Raw genomic sequence first — 15,544 nt, 5'->3', positions numbered from 1 at the left:
CGTCTCACGGCGTGGCCCGGCGGTCAGGCCGGGCAGTCGGACCGAATGGCCAGGCAGCCGCACCGAAAGACCGGGCCGGTGGCCGGCCCCGCAGTCGGTGCTCCCCTAGCCAATGGCCCGGCAGTCCGTGACCCCGTAGCCAGTGACCCCGTAGCCAGTGCCCCCCGCAGTCAGTGCAGCGGTTCGGGGCGGCCGGTGGGTGGTACTTCCTCGGCCGGTGGCACCGGGCCCGGTGGCGTACCGTCGCCGAACGGGCGGCCGCCCAACTCCTCGCGGTGGTGCGGCGTCAGCCAGCCGGACAGGTCCGGGCCGACCGGGACCAGGCCGGTCGGATTGATGCCCGAGTGCACCCGGTAGTAGTGCTGCTTGATGTGGTGGAAGTCGACGGTGTCACCGAAGCCCGGGGTCTGGAACAGGTCCCTGGCGTAGGCCCACAGCACCGGGTCCTCGGCCAGCTTGAACCCGTTGCACTTGAAGTGGCCGTGGTAGACCGCGTCGAAGCGGACCAGTGTGGTGAACAGCCGGATGTCGGCCTCGGTGATCGTGTCGCCCACGAGGTAGCGGCGGTCCGAAAGCCGCTCGGACAGCAGGTTCAGGCGCCGGAAGAGATCGTGGAAGGCCGATTCGTACTCGCTCTGCCCGGTGGCGAATCCGGCCCGGTAGACCCCGTTGTTGACGTCGCGGTAGACGCCCGCCATGACCACGTCGATCTCCTCGCGCAGCGGCTCCGGGTACAGGTCCGGCGCGCCGGGGCGGTGCAGCGCCGTCCATTCCGTCGCGAAGTCCAGAGTGATCTGCTGGAAGTCGTTGGTGACCAGCTGACCGCTGGGGATGTCCACGACGGCGGGCACGCTGACCCCGCCGGGATAGTCCTTCTCGCGGGCGTCGTACGCCTCGCTGAGGTAGCTGATGCCGAGTACGGGGTCGCGGCCGTCCGGGTCCAGGGTGAAGCGCCAGCTGCGGTCGTCCTGGATGGGGTCGGCGATGGCGAGCGAGAGCGCGTCCTCCAGCCCGAGCAGCCGCCGGGAGACCACGGCGCGGCTCGCCCACGGGCAGGCGCGGCTGACCACCAGGCGGTAGCGGCCGGCCTCGACCGGCCACCCGTCGCGGCCGTCCGCCGTGATGCGGTCCGCGAAGCGGCTCTTGGAGCGCTTGAACGGCTTGCTGCCGTACGCGGCGTTGCCCGCGCCCTCGGTGTGGCCCGCGCCCGCGCCCTCGGCGTTGCCGCTGCCGCTGCCGTCCCCGTTGGGGTCGCCACTTCCCTTGCTGTTGCCGGGCATCACCGGCTCCTTCCGTCTGCGGTGAAGCGGACCGTCAGGTCCTTACGCCCCTCAACCCCCTTGTTCTCCATCGTGTGCCCTCCGGGGCCGAACCTCATGGCGGGCATCCCGAACCCGGGCGGGCGACCGGGCCCCTTGCCGGCTTCCCGCTGACACCCACCAAACGCTCCGGAATTCCGGATTTCGCACGCCTTGCGGCAGGTCGCATGCCTTACGGCAGGTTGCGCGGCTTACGGCAGATTGAGTGTCTTGCCGGCAGGTCGGGTGTGGTCGGGTGTCTTGCGGGCAGGTCACATGTATTGCGGTGGAATTCCGCCGGAACGCGCGATGGAATGTGCGAAAGGTGTCCCAAGGGACCTGTTCAGCGACCCGGAGCACTGCCTACCATCGCTCGATGATCAAGAAAGCATTCAGCGTCGCCCTGGTGGGCGCCGCATTCCTGGCACCGTCCGCGACCGCCGGCGCGGCGCAGGGCTGGCAGCGCGTCGGGGGTGGCATCACGGCCGGTCTCAGCGGCATCGTGGTCGACGGCCGGCACGGCGGCACGGTGGACACCCTCGCGGTCCGCGACAACAAGAAGCCCGGTGAGAATCGCGTGGTCGCGATCGCCTACCGCCCCGGCACCGCACCCCGGGTGACCCCCCTGACCTGGCGCGGCACCCTGCCCGTCGACCTTGAGGGGATCGACGCCGTACCGGGCCGGGCCCACGAGTACGTGGCCCTGGCGAGCGACGGAACGGCGTACCGCATACGCCGCGAGAACACCACGGTCCGGGTCCTGCGCACCTTCCGGCTGCCGGGTATTTCGCCTGACGGAAACTACGAAGGATTGGCGCTGGCCGCCGTCGGCCACGGGAAAATAGCCGCCGTCTGGGCGGACCGTGGAAGCAATGATCACCCCGGGAAACTCACCGCGGCGGAATGGGACCCGGACACCAATGCATTCGGCTCCCGGGATTCCGCGAAATTCCGGGCACCGTACCCGAAGAAGGACGTCCGGCAGATCTCCGACGTGAAGCTCTCCTCCGACGGCGCGCTCACCGTGTCGTCCACCTCGGACCCGGGCGACGACGGACCGTTCGACTCCGCGCTCTACGCCGCCGGGCACCTCTCCGTCGGCAAGCACGGCGCCGTCCGGCTGAAGGTCTCCGACGCACCGAAGCGACTCGCCACTTTCTCCGGGCACAAGGTAGAGGCGCTGGCCTGTCTGCCGAAGTCCGCCAAGGGAGTCCTGGGCTCGGACGACGAGAACGCCGGCGGCTCGATCACGGAGGCCTCCTTCTGCCACCCGTGACGGGTTCCTTCCACCGTTCCTGACGGGTTCCTTCCGCCGTTCCTGACGGAGTCCCGCCCTCGGCTTCATGGCGTTCTGGCGCTACGGGGCAGCCGTCCCTGCCCCACCCCCGTCCCTGCCCCACCCCCACCCCCGTCTGCCCCACCCCGACCCGGCCTCACCCCAGGTGGGTCAGGTCCGGTCGCAGTCGGTGCCAGATCGGGTGGCGCAGCCGGCCGGCCGAGGTCCAGCCGCTGAAGGCGATCTCGGCGACGAGCCGGGGCTCGGCCCAGTGGGCGTCCGACGCGTCCACCGGGTTGACGAACGGGGAGCGGTCCAGCGGGATCACCCCCAGGTACCGCGCCAGTTCATGGCGCTCCCGGTCGGACAGCCCGGAGCCGACCGAGCCGACGTACCGCAGCCCGGACGGCTCCGCCACCCCCGCGAGGACGGAGCCGGGCAGCCCGGCCAGCGTGCCGTGCCCCTCCAACCAGCCGCCGATGACCACGTCGAGGGTCTCCAGATGCTTGGTCTTGCGCCACTCGGGTGACCGGACCCCGGGCAGGTACAGGGAGGTGAGCCGCTTGGCCACCACGCCTTCGAGCCCGCCCTGCAGCGAGGCCTCCCACGCCTGCTGCCCGTGCCCCTCCACATGGCCGGGCACCGACCAGTTGGGGCCGCGCAGTCCCAGTCCGGCCAGTGCGGTGCGGCGCTCGACGTACGGCGCGCCCAGCAGCGACCCTTCCAGATACATCAGGTCGAAGATCACCAGGTGGACCGGGTGCTCCATGGCCAGCCGGGCGGTGCGGCGCGGATTCACCACGCCCATCCGGCGCTGCAGCAGCCCGAAGTCCGGCCGCCCGCGCGCATCGAGGACCACGACCTCGCCGTCCAGCACCGCGATCCGGCCCTGCAACTGCGCCCCGAGCGGCGCCAGCTCCGGATACGTCGTCGTGGCGTCATTGCCCGCCCGGGTCACCAGCCGGATCGTGCCGTCGCCCGCGGTGTTGATGATGCACCGCGCGCCGTCCCATTTGGCCTCGAACGCCCACGCCGCCTCCTCGTGCGGGGCGGGCAGCGGCCCGACCGTGGCCAGCATCGGCTGGATCACGGGGTACGGAGCCGGGCCGCGCCCGGTGGAGGGGGCCATGGTTCGATCATCGGCCGACGGGCGGGGGTTCGCAGATCGACGCCGGGCCGCCGCGAGGCCCTCCGACCGCGCACCGGACCAGCCGTCCGAACAAGTCATCCGGACCAACCGCCGGGCCAGCCGCTGTACCAGCCGCCCTGCCGGCCATCCCGTCAGCCGCCCCGTCAGCTGTCCGGCCGCCGGAAGACCAGCAGATAGCGCCAGAAGAGCAGCCGGCGGATACGGCAGCCGGGGAGCAGCTCCGCGGCCTCCCGACGGATCCGGGAGAGCGGCACGGTCGGCGGGGCGGTCGGTGCCTTCACCCGGTCCGCCACCCCCGGCGGCCCGAGCGCCTCCGCCGTGCCCACGGCGAGCCGGGCGACGGCGTTCACCGGTACGGCGGCCAGGCTCCAGGCCCAGTCGGCCGGCGTCCGCTCCGGATAGCAGCCGAGGACGGCCAGCACGCCACCGGGCGCGAGCGCCGCCCGGAGCGCGCTCACCGTCTCGAAGGGCATGTGGTGCAGGCTCGCCAGGCAGGAGATGAAGTCGTAGTGGCCGGGCGGGAGTTGGAGCCGGGACGCGTCCGCCCGCTGGTAGCGCACCGGTGGTGCGCCGGGCGTCTCCGCGGCGGCGGCGCGGGCCCGGGCGAGCGCGTCCGGCGACGGATCCACCGCATGGACGTCGATGCCCCGCGCGGCCAGCCGCCGCGCGAACCGCCCGGTGCCGCATCCGACGTCGAGCGCCGTACGGCAGCGCGGCGGCAGCTGCCGTAACAGCAGCCGGTGGTAGTGGTCGTTGTGATCGAACGGCATGCGGCGACTGTAGGCGACGGTACGAGGGCTCCCCGGCGCGCAGCCAGTCCGTGCATGCCGACCCACCAGGCACGGGCGGTCCCCGCCCGGCGCCGGCCCCGCCCCCTTACCTAAGATCGTTTGCGGTATGCCGAGAGGCGTGGACCGAGCGAGCGACGGAGGGGTGCCGATGAGTCGGGGAGTGCTGGTCACGGGGGCCTCGCGGGGGATCGGACGGGCGGTGGCCGAGCGGTTCGCCGCGGACGGGGACCGGATCGCGCTGCACTACGCGTCCCGGCGGGAGGCGGCGGAGGAGGCCTTCGCCGGGCTTCCGGGGAGCGGACACGTGCTGGTGCACGGGGACGTCAGTACCCCGGAGGGGGCCGAGGCGGTGGTCGCGGCCGCCGTGCAGGGGCTGGGCGGCGTCGATGTCCTGGTCAACAACGCCGCGGCGAACGAGCCGCATCCGCTGGACCGCACCACGTTCGAGGACTGGCAGCGGGCCTGGCGGCGGATCGTGGACGTCAATCTGCTCGGTGCGGCGCATGTGAGCTACTGCGCGGCGCGGAACATGATCGAGCGCGAGGTGGAGGGCCGGATCGTCAACATCGGCTCGCGCGGCGCCTACCGCGGTGAGCCGGACCATCCGGCGTACGGCGCGACGAAGGCGGCGCTGCATGCGATGGGCCAGTCGCTGGCGGTGCACCTCGCGCCGTACGGGATCGCGGTGGCGTCGGTGGCGCCGGGGTTCGTGACCACCGAGCGGGTCGCGGACCGGCTGACGGAGGAGGTGCGGCAGCAGAGCCCGTTCGGGCGGGTCGCCGCGCCCTTGGACGTGGCCGCGGCCGTCCACTATCTCGCCTCACCGGAAGCGGTCTGGTCCTCGGGCGCTGTATTGGACGTGAACGGCGCCTCGCACCTGAGGTGAGGGCCATCCACGGGTGTGCGGACCCGGGCCGACAGGTCGCCGGAAAAGGGGAAGCCCCGGCCGAACGGGGGAATTCGGCCGGGGCAGCTTGGGGGAGGGCGCTCGGCGCCGCTTCCAATTGAACGATAAACCACTCACCAGAGCAATACGCTGCGGAGTGACCGTTCTCACCCTTTGATGCGTGTTTGTGATCGTTCGGTGATGCGCCCGAAGCCGGCCGCCAGTGACAGGGGCCCGCATGCGATCTGCGCCCTCACGGTTCGATGCGGGCCGGTCGGTAGCCGTCGTCCATCAGGCGCGGCAGATATCGGTCCAGCGCGTCGACGGTCTGGCTCCGCTCCCCGCCGCCGTCGTGCGAGAGCACGATCGCGCCCGGGTGCAGCTCCTCCATGACCGCGTCGATGATGCTGCCCACCCCTGGTTCCGTCCAGTCCCGTGAGTCGATCGCCCAGCCGACCGGCGACATGCCCAGCTCGTTGCAGATGCTCAGCGAGGGATCGTCCCAGGCACCGTACGGGGCCCGGGCCAGGTTCGGGGCGGCGCCCAGGACGTCGTCGATCAGGCTGCTGGTGCGGCCGAGTTCGCTGCGTACCGCGCCCGGCGGCAGCCCGGGGAGCTGGGGGTGGGTCCAGGTGTGGTTGCCGACGGCGTGGCCGTCGTCGGCGATGTCCTGCAGCAGCTCCGGGAAGGCATCGGCGTATTCCCCGACGACGAAGAAGGTCGCCCGGGCCCCGTTGCGGCGCAGGATCCGCAGGATCTCCGGGGTGTGGTGGGGGTGCGGGCCGTCGTCGAAGGTCAGGAAGATCTCCCGGCGGTCGGTGCCGAGCGTGTGGGCGACGTCCGGGTGCGGCGGCGAGGCCCCCGGCCCGGAGAGCGAGGTCTCGCCGGCCATGGGGCGCAGCCGGTACGCCTCCGAGGTGCTCGCCGGATCGGGGCGGCCGGGGGTGCCGCGGGGCGGTGGCCGGTGCCGGTCCGGCCGGTCCCCGGCGGCCTCCGGCGTGCCGTCCGCGGGCGGGAGGAAGAAGCGGCCGGCGGAGAGCGCGCCCACCGCGAGCGCGGCCTGCAGCAGTCTCCGCCTCGTATGGATGTGCTTATCCGATGGCATCCTTCGGTGCTCTCATGCGGGTTTCCGCGCGAGCGGGAACGACACCGGGGGCAGCGGGTTCCGTACCCGATCGGCCGGCCGGCGCGGGGCGGTTGCCCTACGGGCGCGAGGCGCGTGCGCCAGGCGGCTCCGCGGTACCGCCGACGCCCCGCGCCCGGACGGTGCTACGGGCTGACCGCCAGCACGATGTACGCGGCCAGCAGGGTGAGGTGGACGCCGCCCTGGAGGGGGGTGGCGCGGCCGGGGATGACCGTCAGGGTGCCCACGATCACGGTCAGCGCGAGCAGCACCAGATGGCTGGCGCCCAGGCCCAGGACCAGCGGCACCGGCAGCCAGACCGTGGCCAGCGCGACCGCGGGGATGGTCAGGCCGATACTGGCCATCGCCGAGCCGAGACCGAGGTTCAGACTGGTCTGCACGCGGTCGCGGCGGGCCGCGCGGACCGCCGCGATGGTCTCCGGCAGCAGCACCAGCAGCGCGATCACGATGCCCACGACCGACGACGGCAGACCCGCCGCGGCCACCCCGGACTCGATGGCCGGCGACACGCCCTTGGCCAGCCCGACCACCGCGATCAGTGCCAGCGCCAGCAGGCCCAGGCTGAGCAGCGCGGCCCGTGCGGTCGGCGGATCGGCGTGGTCCTCGGTGTCGATCACCTCGCCGGACGGGGTCACCGGCAGGAAGTAGTCCCGGTGCCGGACCGTCTGGGTGGTCACGAACAGGCCGTAGAGCACCAGCGCGGCCAGCGCAGCGAACACCAGCTGCGGGGTGGAGAACCGCGGGCCCGGCGCGGTCGTGGTGAACGTCGGCAGCACCAGGCTCAGCCCGGCCACGGTGGCGACCGTCGCCAGCGCGGCCCCGGTCCCCTCGGCGTTGAAGACGGCCACCTTCCGCTTGAGCGCACCGACCAGCAGACACAGGCCGACGATCCCGTTGCAGGTGATCATCACCGCCGCGAAGACGGTGTCCCGGGCCAGCGCGGCGCTCTTCTCCCCGCCGTCCGCCATCAACGTGACGATCAGCGCCACCTCGATGACGGTCACCGCGACCGCCAGAACCAGCGACCCGAACGGCTCGCCCACCCGGTGCGCGATCACCTCCGCGTGGTGCACCGCGGACAGCACCGCCGCGGCCAGGAAGTACGACACCAGCCCGACCAGCGGGGGCGGGAGCGCCCGTCCCCACGTCAGGGCCAGCAGCACCACCGCCAGCACCGGCAGCACCGTCGTCCAGTGCAGGACGGGCGAACGGAGAGACGCGATCATGCCGACGAGCTTCGCAGACGGCCCGGACATATCCCGGCAAAAGCACCGCACTCAGGGCCGCCGCCCTCTCGCGCTCAGGACCGCCGCGGCGCCGCGCTCAGAGCGACCGCCGTACCGGGCGGCGGCACCGACCGCGCTCAGGCCGCCGCCCGGTGCCCCTTCGGCTCCGCCGGCGCGGTCGCGGCCTTGGTGACGTCCGCGACCAGCTCGACCACGTCCGGCCCGTACGCCTGCGAATTGACCACCTTCAGCAACAGGCAGAACTGGCCGTCGGCCCCGTGCCGGCGTGCCAGCTTGGCCCGGTTCCGGACGAGATGGCGGACCGCGGCCCGGTGGGTGACCGGACGCTGCCCGGCCGCCAGGAACACCGGACGGCCGCCCTCACCCGCCGTCAGCCGGGCCAGCAGCACGTACTCCACCGTCCCCGGCTCCATCCGGTACGCCGTACCGCCGATGGTGAAGGTGCCCCGGCCGGCCCCGGAGTCGTCGCCCGGATGCACCGCGACCCCCGGCAGCAGGCTGGCCATATGGGCCGCCAGCCGGCGGTGCACGGTGGGGTCGCCGACGCAGAACTCGGTGCGCGCCCCGAACCCCTGGAGTCCGGTGTCGTGCGGGGCCACCTCCGGGTGCGCACCGCAGTTCTCGATCACCGCGGCCAGGCCCAGCAGCGCCAGCGCGTCATGGCGCGGGATGGACCAGTGGGGCGAGGAGCTGTCGCGGTGGGTGACCAGTACGCACTCCGAACCGCCCGGCAGCCCGAAGAAGCTCTGTTCGCGGTCCAGCTTCCGACGGGCCGCGGCCGCTTGGCCGGCCCAGCCGGCCACCAGCCCCACGAGGAGGGCCGCGGTCGCCACGGTCAGGAGCAGCAGGGTGTCATCCATGGCCGGGGAGCGTAGCGGCTGCCCGGCCGGGTGTTCGAGGGCGGGGCACCGGACGGCCGCGGAAAGCGCCCCCGCCGGCCCGCCGTGGCCCGTCGTACGCCACCTCCCGTGACGTCCGCCGGATGTCCGGAACGTGACGTTCACCGCCGTCCCGCGGCCGCTGTGTGCCGTCCGTGTGTCGTCGATGTACCGTCCCGCGCGGCGACGTTGATGGGCGCGGCGGGTCCGATTAGCCTCCTGGGACCGTTCGTTCGAATGAGCGGTCCCAGGGAGGGCGCGCAGCGTGAGCGTTGACGAGAGTCAGGAGAGTGCGACCGGAGCCCCGGCCCGGCACGCCGGGGCCGCGGCCGGGGAGTTGGCGGGTCTCGCCGAGCAGTCCCGGGCGCTGGCCGACGGCAGCGTGACCTCCACCGCGCTGGTCCGGCGCTCGCTGGAGCGCATCGAGGCCACCCAGAGCACCGTCAACGCCTTCCGGCGGGTACGCGCCGAGGCGGCGCTCGCGGAGGCCGCCGAGGCCGACCGCAGACTCGCCGCCGGCGAGCGGCTGCCGCTGCTGGGCGTGCCGGTCGCCGTCAAGGACGACACCGATGTGGCGGGCGAGCCCACCGCGTTCGGCTGCGCCGGTGAATTCCCGCCGAAGGAACGGGACTCGGAGGTGGTGCGGCGGCTGCGCGCGGCCGGCGCGATCATCGTCGGCAAGACCAACGCCTGCGAACTGGGCCAGTGGCCGTTCACCGAGGGCCCGGCCTTCGGCAACACCTGCAACCCCTGGAACCTCGCGCACACCCCGGGCGGCTCCTCCGGCGGCTCGGCCGCCGCGGTCGCGGCCGGCCTGGTGGCGGCCGCGCTCGGCACCGACGGCGCCGGCTCGGTACGGATCCCCGCCGCCTGGTCCCACCTCGTCGGCATCAAACCCCAGCGCGGCCGGATCTCCACCTGGCCGGACCCCGAGGCGTTCCAGGGCATCACCGGCATCGGCCCGCTCGCCCGCACGGTCGAGGACGCGGCGCTGCTGCTGGACGTGGCCGCCGGCAACCACGCCGGCGATCTGCACCGCCCGCCCGCCATCGCGGCCCGCGAAGCGGTCCGCCGCGACCCGGGCCGGCTGCGGATCGCACTGTCCTGGAAGGCGGCCACCACCTTCACCCGCAAACCGCTGCACCCCGACGTCCGGGCGGCGGTGACCGACGTGGCCCGCGCCCTGGTCCGGCTCGGCCACTTCGTCGAGGAGGCCGAGCCGGACTACGGGCTGGTGGGCCTGGCCTTCGTCCCGCGGGCCACGGTCGGGGTGGGGGAGTGGGCCGCCCGGGTCCCCGACCGCGCCCTGCTGGACCGCCGGACGCGGGGCTCGGCGCGGCTCGGCCGGCTGCTCGGCGGGCCCGTACTGCGCCGCGCCCGCGCCGTCGAGAAGCGCCAACAGCAGCGCATCGGCGCCCTGTTCGGCCCCTACGACGTCCTGCTGACGCCCACCACGGCGACCCCGCCGCCGCGCATCGGCACCCTGGCGAAGATGAGCGGCTGGCGCACGGATCAGGCCATGATCGCCGCCTGCCCGTACGCCTGGCCGTGGAACGTCCTCGGCTGGCCGGGCGTGAGCGTACCGGCCGGATTCAGCGCGGACGGCCTGCCGCTGGGCGCCCAGCTCCTCGGCCCGGCCCACGGCGAGCCGCGGCTGATCTCACTGGCCGCCCAGCTCGAGGCCGAACTGCGCTGGTACGAGCACTGGCCGCCGGCCCACCCGGCTCGGATCGACGGCACCGTGGTCAGCCGAGGAGCGTGAGGACCGCCTCGGTGCTGCCGGTCTCGCCCAGCCGCGGGAAGACCTTCGCCAGGCTGTTGTGGTGTGCCGCCTCGTCCAGGTCGGCCATCGCGTCGGTGACCAGGGTGACGTGGTAGCCGTGCTCGTGCGCGGCGCGGGCGGTGGACTCCACGCCGATGCTGGTGGCGATGCCGGCCAGCACGATCTGGGTGACCCCGCGGTCGCGCAGCTCCCGGTCCAGCCCGGTGCCGTGGAAGGCGCCCCACCGCTGCTTGCTGACGGTGAGGTCGCCGGGCTGCCGGTCCAGTTCGGGCACCAGCTCCGCCCAATCGGCCGGCGGCGTACCGCCCCCCGTCGGGAACTCCGTACGGCCGGGCGCACCGCCGGTGACGTTCACCAGCACGACCGGCAGCTCGCGGGCGCGGAACGCGGCGGCCAGTCGGGCGGCCCGCCCGACGACGTCGGTGGCGGGCACCGGCACGGTGGGCAGTCCGGTGATCCCCTTCTGCAGGTCGATCAGGACCAGGGCGGTCTTCGGGTCGAGGGTGGTGAGGGGCATGACGCTCCTTGTAGGTGGAGGGTGAAGGGCGGAGGGTCGGGGAAACCGCGGAGGCTGGTGTGGCGCGGGTGAGGTGAGTGGCCGGTGGCCGGATCTAGCCGCCGGTCGGGGTGGTGGCGCCACGGCGCAGCGTCCGGTCGGCGACGGTCAGGACGCACAACGACAGGCCCAGGACGACACCGATCAGGGCGATGCGGTGCAGCCCCGGGTCCGCGGCCTGCGGCCCGTAGAGCAGCCCGATCAGGCCGGCGGCGGTGATCGCGCCGAGGTACTGGGCGGTGCGCTGCAGCCCGGCCGCCGCGCCCACGCCGTCGGCCGGCGCCTGGGCGTAGACCGCCGCCTGGTTGCCGGTCGAGGCCAGGCCCTGCGGGATGCCGAAGAGCGCTCCCGCGCACAGCAGCACCAGCAGCGGGCTGGTCCCGTGGAGCAGCAGGAAGACCGCGCTGCCGGCGGTGAGACAGCCCGCGGCGACGGTCAGCGGCGCGCGCAGGCCCCTCGTCCGGGCGCCCACGAGCGAGCAGACGGCGGCCGCACCGGACATCGGCAGCATGACCAGCCCGGCGTGGAAGGACGAGTAGCCGTGCGCCTCCTCCAGCCACTGGCCGAAGCCGTAGAGCACGCAGTAGATGACCAGGTACGTCAGGCCCTGCCGCAGATAGGTCAGCACCAGCGCGCGGTTGCCGGCGAGCATCCGCAGATCGATGAACGGCTCCGGGTGGCGCAGCTGCCACCACACCAGCACGGCTCCCAGCACGGCGGTCGGCGCCAGCAGCAGCCACTGTGGCTCCTGCAGTCGCAGCAGGAAGAACATCGCGCAGGTCAGCGCGGCGGCGAACAACCCGATGCCCAGCGGGTCGAGCGAACCGGCGCCGTGCGCCGTGCGTTCCGCGGCGCCCGGAGTGACGGCGCCCCGTTCCGCACCGTCTGCACCATCCCGCCGCCCGTCCGCCGGCAGCCAGGCCAGCGCGCCCGCCCCGGCCAGCAGCGCCAGCGGGACATTGACCGCGAACACCGCGCGCCAGCCCGCCGTCGCGACCAGCAGCCCGCCGAGCGTGGGCCCGACCGCCGCACTGCCCAGCGCGGCCAGCGAGAGCCGCCCGAGGACGTACCGGGGCGTGGGCCGGCCCAGCCGGCGGGACTCGGCGCGCAGCAGGGCCATCGCCGCGGGATAGGCCGCCGCGGTACCGATGCCGAGCACAACCCGGGAGACGATCAGCAGGGTGAAGCCGGTCGCCAGCGCCCCGATCAGCCCCGCGGCACAAACAGCCAGCATGCCGGCGAGGAACACCCGGCGCGGGCCGATCCGGTCGGCCAGCCGCCCCATGGAGGGCTGGCCCACCGCGCTGGAGAGGTAGAGCGCGGAAACGAGCCAGGCGGTCTGCGCGGCGCCGACGCGGAAGTCCTGGCCGATGGCCACCAACGAGGTGGCGATCATCGTCGAGTTGACGGGGTTGAGCAGCGATCCGAGCAGCAGCGGCGTCATCAGCCGGGCGCCGAAGGCCCGGTCGTCCGGCTGCGCCGGCCCGGCGCAGCGACCCGGCACGTCCGCCGAGCGACCCGGCACGTCCGCCGAGCGGCCGGTGGTCCCTTCCCTGGCGCCGGAGTCGTTCATTCCTGCGTCAGCCGCCGTATCAGCCCGGTCGCCTCGGCCAGGGTCCGCTGCTCCTGTGGTGTCAGCCGGTCGGCGATGGCCACCGCGAGCCAGTTGTGCTTGGCCCGGCGCACCGCGTCGATCAGCCGGCGGCCCTCCTCGGTGAGCGAGAAGACCACCTGGCGGCCGTCCGTCGGATGCGGGCTGCGGGCGAGGACCCCCCGCTCCTCCAATGCTCCGACGGTCAGCCGCATCGACTGCGGCCGGACCAGCTCGGCGCGGGCCAGCGCCGCGATCGTGGCGGGGCCGTCGGTCTCGATGCGGGAGAGGACCGCACGCTGGGAGGGGGTGAACTCGCCGTCCGACGAAGCGACGCGCAGATGTCGCATCAGCTGGGAGAGGGTCGCCCGCAGTTCCGTCGCGAGCTGTTCCTGGTCGTTGTCCGGCATGTGCCCACCGTAAGAGATCGACAGGCAATCTTGCAAGTTTGCCTGTCGAATTTCCCGTTCCCTCCCGGACGCGCCACGCAGGAGATGGTCTTGCCAGCGCCCATGGCGGGGCCTACGGTCACCTCCACACGCGTAGATCCCGCGTGGGCTGCAGGCTGACTTACGGACGAGGGAGCAGCTCATGGCCGATGTTGTGCGTGCCGCACTGGTCCAGGCGACCTGGACCGGCGACACCGAATCGATGATCGCGAAGCACGAGGAGTACGCCAGGGCGGCGGCCGCGCAGGGCGCGAAGGTGATCGGCTTCCAGGAGGTCTTCAACGCTCCGTACTTCTGCCAGGTCCAGGAGCCGGAGCACTACCGCTGGGCCGAGCCGGTGCCCGACGGCCCGACCGTACGCCGGATGCAGGAACTCGCCCGCGAAACCGGCATGGTCATCGTCGTTCCGGTCTTCGAGGTCGAGCAGTCCGGCTTCTACTACAACACCGCGGCCGTCATCGACGCCGACGGCACGGTCCTCGGCAGCTACCGCAAGCACCACATCCCGCAGGTCAAGGGCTTCTGGGAGAAGTACTACTTCAAACCGGGCAACGCCGGCTGGCCGGTCTTCGACACCGCCGTCGGCAAGGTCGGGGTCTACATCTGCTACGACCGCCACTTCCCGGAAGGCTGGCGGCAGTTGGGCCTCAACGGCGCCCAGCTGGTCTACAACCCGTCCGCCACCTCCCGCGGCCTGTCCGCCTACCTGTGGAAGCTGGAGCAGCCCGCGGCCGCGGTCGCCAACGAGTACTTCATCGCGGCGATCAACCGGGTCGGCGTCGAGGAGTACGGCGACAACGACTTCTACGGCACCAGCTACTTCGTCGACCCCCGAGGCCAGTTCGTCGGCGAGGTCGCCAGCGACTCCAAGGAGGAACTGGTCGTCCGCGACCTGGACTTCCGGCTGATCGACGAGGTCCGCCAGCAGTGGGCGTTCTACCGCGACCGCCGCCCCGACGCGTACGAAGGGCTGGTGCAGCCGTGACCCACCACCCCCACGACCCGGCCGATCTGCACGCCCGCCACCGGTCCGTACTGCCCTCCTGGCTCAGCCTCTACTACGAGCGGCCCCTCGAACTCACCCACGGCGAGGGCCGGTACGTCTGGGACGCCGAGGGCAACCGCTACCTCGACTTCTTCGGCGGCATCCTCACCACCATGACGGCCCATGCGCTGCCCGAGGTCACCAAGGCCGTCAGCGAGCAGGCCGGCCGCATCATCCACACCTCGACGCTCTACCTCTCCCGGCCCATGATCGAACTGGCCGAGCGGATCGCGGCGCTCTCCGGCATCCCCGACGCCCGGGTCTTCTTCACCACCTCGGGCACCGAGGCCAACGACACCGCCCTCCTGCTGGCCACCAACCACCGCCGCTCCAACCAGATCCTGGCGATGCGCAACAGCTACCACGGCCGGTCCTTCTCGACCGTCGGCGTCACCGGGAACACCAGCTGGTCACCCACCAGCCTCTCGCCCCTCCAGACGCTCTACGTCCACGGCGGGGTGCGCAGCCGCGGCCCGTACGCCGGCCTGGACGACCGGGAGTACATCGCGGCCTGCGTCGCCGACCTGGAGGACATGCTCCAGCAGACGGCCGGCGGCGTCGCCGCGCTGATCGCCGAACCGGTCCAGGGCGTCGGCGGCTTCACCCTCCCGCCGGACGGCCTCTACGCCGCCTTCCGCCAGGTCCTGGACCGGCACGGCATCCTCTGGATCAGCGACGAGGTGCAGACCGGCTGGGGCCGCACCGGCGACCACTTCTGGGGCTGGCAGGCCCATGCGGACAACGGCCCGCCCGACCTGCTCACGTTCGCCAAGGGCATCGGCAACGGCATGTCCATCGGCGGGGTGGTGGCCCGCGCCGAGGTGATGAACGCGCTGCCCGCCAACTCCATCTCCACCTTCGGCGGCAGCCCCGTCACGATGGCCGCCGGCCTCGCCAACCTCACCTACCTCCTCGAACACGACCTCCAGGGCAACGCCCGGCGGGTCGGCGGCCTGCTCATCGAGCGCCTACGGGCGGTCGCGGCCGGCCTCGACGTGGTACGCGAGGTACGCGGCCGGGGCCTGATGATCGGCATCGAACTGGTCCGCCCCGGTACGGACGTCCCGTCCCCCGAAGCGGCCACCCAGGTCCTGGAGGCCGCCCGCGAACGCGGCCTCCTGATCGGCAAGGGCGGCCAGGGCGGCGCGGCACTGCGGATCGCTCCACCGATGTCTTTGACGGTCGCCGAGGCGGAAGAAGGAGCGGAAGCCCTCGCGGAGGCGCTTCGGGCTGTTTGACGTTCGTAGCTGTCTGCGGCGCCGCGGGGCGCTGCGCTTTGCGGCGCCTCCCACGTACCTGTCCGTCCCGCCGTGGGTCGTCTCGCCGTTGCGCTTTGCGGCGCCTCCCACGTACTTGTCTGCGGCGCCGCGGGTGTTGGTCGCCGTTGCGCCTGCGGCGGGCTGGGTTCTGTTGGGTGCGGTGACGGTCCTCCGGGGCCGGTTGTGTGGAC

14 protein-coding genes are annotated in these 15,544 nt (G+C 72.9%); 5 read left to right on the top strand and 9 right to left on the bottom strand.

The window, feature by feature from the left end:
- Positions 1-170: 170 nt before the first annotated feature.
- On the bottom strand, positions 171-1,280 hold the full coding sequence (locus tag ACFV1J_RS30920) for a glutathione S-transferase family protein (RefSeq protein ID WP_385863562.1): 1,110 nt from the start codon (positions 1,278-1,280) through the stop codon (positions 171-173).
- A gap of 394 nt (positions 1,281-1,674) precedes the next feature.
- Between ACFV1J_RS30920 and ACFV1J_RS30915 the strand changes: the two genes are divergently transcribed.
- Positions 1,675-2,574: a hypothetical protein gene (locus ACFV1J_RS30915; RefSeq protein ID WP_385863560.1), complete on the top strand. Its 900-nt coding sequence runs from the start codon at positions 1,675-1,677 to the stop codon at positions 2,572-2,574.
- 157 nt (positions 2,575-2,731) lie between these two features.
- On the opposite strand, the gene ligD is transcribed toward ACFV1J_RS30915, so the two are convergent.
- Together ligD and ACFV1J_RS30905 are read right to left on the bottom strand one after the other, a co-directional pair.
- Positions 2,732-3,703 carry a non-homologous end-joining DNA ligase gene (gene ligD, locus ACFV1J_RS30910; protein ID WP_385863558.1) on the bottom strand — a complete coding sequence of 324 codons (972 nt, stop codon included), beginning with the start codon at positions 3,701-3,703 and terminating at the stop codon, positions 2,732-2,734.
- A gap of 164 nt (positions 3,704-3,867) precedes the next feature.
- Positions 3,868-4,494 carry a class I SAM-dependent methyltransferase gene (locus ACFV1J_RS30905; protein ID WP_385863556.1) on the bottom strand — a complete coding sequence of 209 codons (627 nt, stop codon included), beginning with the start codon at positions 4,492-4,494 and terminating at the stop codon, positions 3,868-3,870.
- A 169-nt stretch (positions 4,495-4,663) separates the two neighbouring features.
- On the opposite strand from ACFV1J_RS30905, the gene ACFV1J_RS30900 reads away from it, so the two are divergent.
- Positions 4,664-5,401, top strand: coding sequence for an SDR family NAD(P)-dependent oxidoreductase (locus tag ACFV1J_RS30900; RefSeq protein ID WP_385863554.1), 738 nt, complete (start codon positions 4,664-4,666; stop codon positions 5,399-5,401).
- 253 nt (positions 5,402-5,654) lie between these two features.
- On the opposite strand, the gene ACFV1J_RS30895 is transcribed toward ACFV1J_RS30900, so the two are convergent.
- The 3 genes from ACFV1J_RS30895 to ACFV1J_RS30885 form a co-directional block, all read right to left on the bottom strand.
- The gene (locus ACFV1J_RS30895) at positions 5,655-6,506 is read right to left on the bottom strand and encodes a polysaccharide deacetylase family protein (RefSeq protein WP_385863551.1); all 852 of its coding nucleotides are present in this window, start codon (positions 6,504-6,506) and stop codon (positions 5,655-5,657) included.
- A 164-nt stretch (positions 6,507-6,670) separates the two neighbouring features.
- The gene (locus ACFV1J_RS30890; protein ID WP_385863550.1) at positions 6,671-7,771 is read right to left on the bottom strand and encodes a calcium:proton antiporter; all 1,101 of its coding nucleotides are present in this window, start codon (positions 7,769-7,771) and stop codon (positions 6,671-6,673) included.
- Positions 7,772-7,908: 137 nt separating this feature from the next.
- Positions 7,909-8,652 (bottom strand): hypothetical protein, encoded by a 744-nt coding sequence (locus tag ACFV1J_RS30885; protein ID WP_385863548.1) that lies wholly within the window; start codon positions 8,650-8,652, stop codon positions 7,909-7,911.
- A 283-nt stretch (positions 8,653-8,935) separates the two neighbouring features.
- Here ACFV1J_RS30885 and ACFV1J_RS30880 point away from each other — a divergent pair, with 283 nt between their 5' ends.
- Entirely contained in the window at positions 8,936-10,432 is a 1,497-nt protein-coding gene (locus ACFV1J_RS30880) for an amidase (protein ID WP_385863545.1), read from the top strand.
- Here the strand turns inward: ACFV1J_RS30880 and ACFV1J_RS30875 are convergent.
- From ACFV1J_RS30875 to ACFV1J_RS30865, 3 genes are all read right to left on the bottom strand, one after another.
- Complete coding sequence (locus tag ACFV1J_RS30875; RefSeq protein ID WP_385863543.1) at positions 10,416-10,970, bottom strand: isochorismatase family protein; 555 nt, start codon at positions 10,968-10,970, stop codon at positions 10,416-10,418. The genes ACFV1J_RS30880 and ACFV1J_RS30875 overlap by 17 nt on opposite strands.
- 94 nt (positions 10,971-11,064) lie before the next feature.
- Positions 11,065-12,582 (bottom strand): MFS transporter, encoded by a 1,518-nt coding sequence (locus tag ACFV1J_RS30870; protein WP_385863541.1) that lies wholly within the window; start codon positions 12,580-12,582, stop codon positions 11,065-11,067.
- A complete protein-coding gene (locus tag ACFV1J_RS30865) occupies positions 12,579-13,010 on the bottom strand; it encodes a MarR family winged helix-turn-helix transcriptional regulator (protein ID WP_385863539.1) in 432 nt (143 codons plus the stop codon). Before ACFV1J_RS30865 ends, ACFV1J_RS30870 begins: the two co-directional genes overlap by 4 nt.
- Before the next feature lie 181 nt (positions 13,011-13,191).
- Between ACFV1J_RS30865 and ACFV1J_RS30860 the strand changes: the two genes are divergently transcribed.
- Together ACFV1J_RS30860 and ACFV1J_RS30855 are read left to right on the top strand one after the other, a co-directional pair.
- Positions 13,192-14,034 (top strand): nitrilase-related carbon-nitrogen hydrolase, encoded by an 843-nt coding sequence (locus tag ACFV1J_RS30860; RefSeq protein ID WP_385863536.1) that lies wholly within the window; start codon positions 13,192-13,194, stop codon positions 14,032-14,034.
- The gene (locus ACFV1J_RS30855; RefSeq protein ID WP_385863534.1) at positions 14,031-15,332 is read left to right on the top strand and encodes an aspartate aminotransferase family protein; all 1,302 of its coding nucleotides are present in this window, start codon (positions 14,031-14,033) and stop codon (positions 15,330-15,332) included. The genes ACFV1J_RS30860 and ACFV1J_RS30855 overlap by 4 nt, the downstream gene beginning before the upstream one ends.
- Positions 15,333-15,544: the final 212 nt, after the last annotated feature.

The sequence above is a fragment of the Streptomyces sp. NPDC059649 genome, assembly GCF_042734445.1.
Taxonomy (GTDB): domain Bacteria; phylum Actinomycetota; class Actinomycetes; order Streptomycetales; family Streptomycetaceae; genus Streptomyces.
Note: the sequence above shows the minus strand (reverse complement) of the source record. Positions and strands in the feature narration are given on the sequence as shown.

Excerpts from the sequence above, each read along its gene's own strand:
- ACFV1J_RS30895 (WP_385863551.1), bottom strand. The coding sequence starts at position 6,506 with ATGCCATCGGATAAGCACATCCATACGAGGCGGAGACTGCTGCAGGCC.
- ACFV1J_RS30890 (WP_385863550.1), bottom strand. The coding sequence starts at position 7,771 with ATGATCGCGTCTCTCCGTTCGCCCGTCCTGCACTGGACGACGGTGCTG.
- ACFV1J_RS30865 (WP_385863539.1), bottom strand. The coding sequence starts at position 13,010 with ATGCCGGACAACGACCAGGAACAGCTCGCGACGGAACTGCGGGCGACC.
- ACFV1J_RS30900 (WP_385863554.1), top strand. The coding sequence starts at position 4,664 with ATGAGTCGGGGAGTGCTGGTCACGGGGGCCTCGCGGGGGATCGGACGG.
- ACFV1J_RS30905 (WP_385863556.1), bottom strand. The coding sequence starts at position 4,494 with ATGCCGTTCGATCACAACGACCACTACCACCGGCTGCTGTTACGGCAG.
- ligD (WP_385863558.1), bottom strand. The coding sequence starts at position 3,703 with ATGGCCCCCTCCACCGGGCGCGGCCCGGCTCCGTACCCCGTGATCCAG.
- ACFV1J_RS30920 (WP_385863562.1), bottom strand. The coding sequence starts at position 1,280 with ATGCCCGGCAACAGCAAGGGAAGTGGCGACCCCAACGGGGACGGCAGC.
- ACFV1J_RS30860 (WP_385863536.1), top strand. The coding sequence starts at position 13,192 with ATGGCCGATGTTGTGCGTGCCGCACTGGTCCAGGCGACCTGGACCGGC.
- ACFV1J_RS30885 (WP_385863548.1), bottom strand. The coding sequence starts at position 8,652 with ATGGATGACACCCTGCTGCTCCTGACCGTGGCGACCGCGGCCCTCCTC.
- ACFV1J_RS30875 (WP_385863543.1), bottom strand. The coding sequence starts at position 10,970 with ATGCCCCTCACCACCCTCGACCCGAAGACCGCCCTGGTCCTGATCGAC.
- ACFV1J_RS30915 (WP_385863560.1), top strand. The coding sequence starts at position 1,675 with ATGATCAAGAAAGCATTCAGCGTCGCCCTGGTGGGCGCCGCATTCCTG.
- ACFV1J_RS30870 (WP_385863541.1), bottom strand. The coding sequence starts at position 12,582 with ATGAACGACTCCGGCGCCAGGGAAGGGACCACCGGCCGCTCGGCGGAC.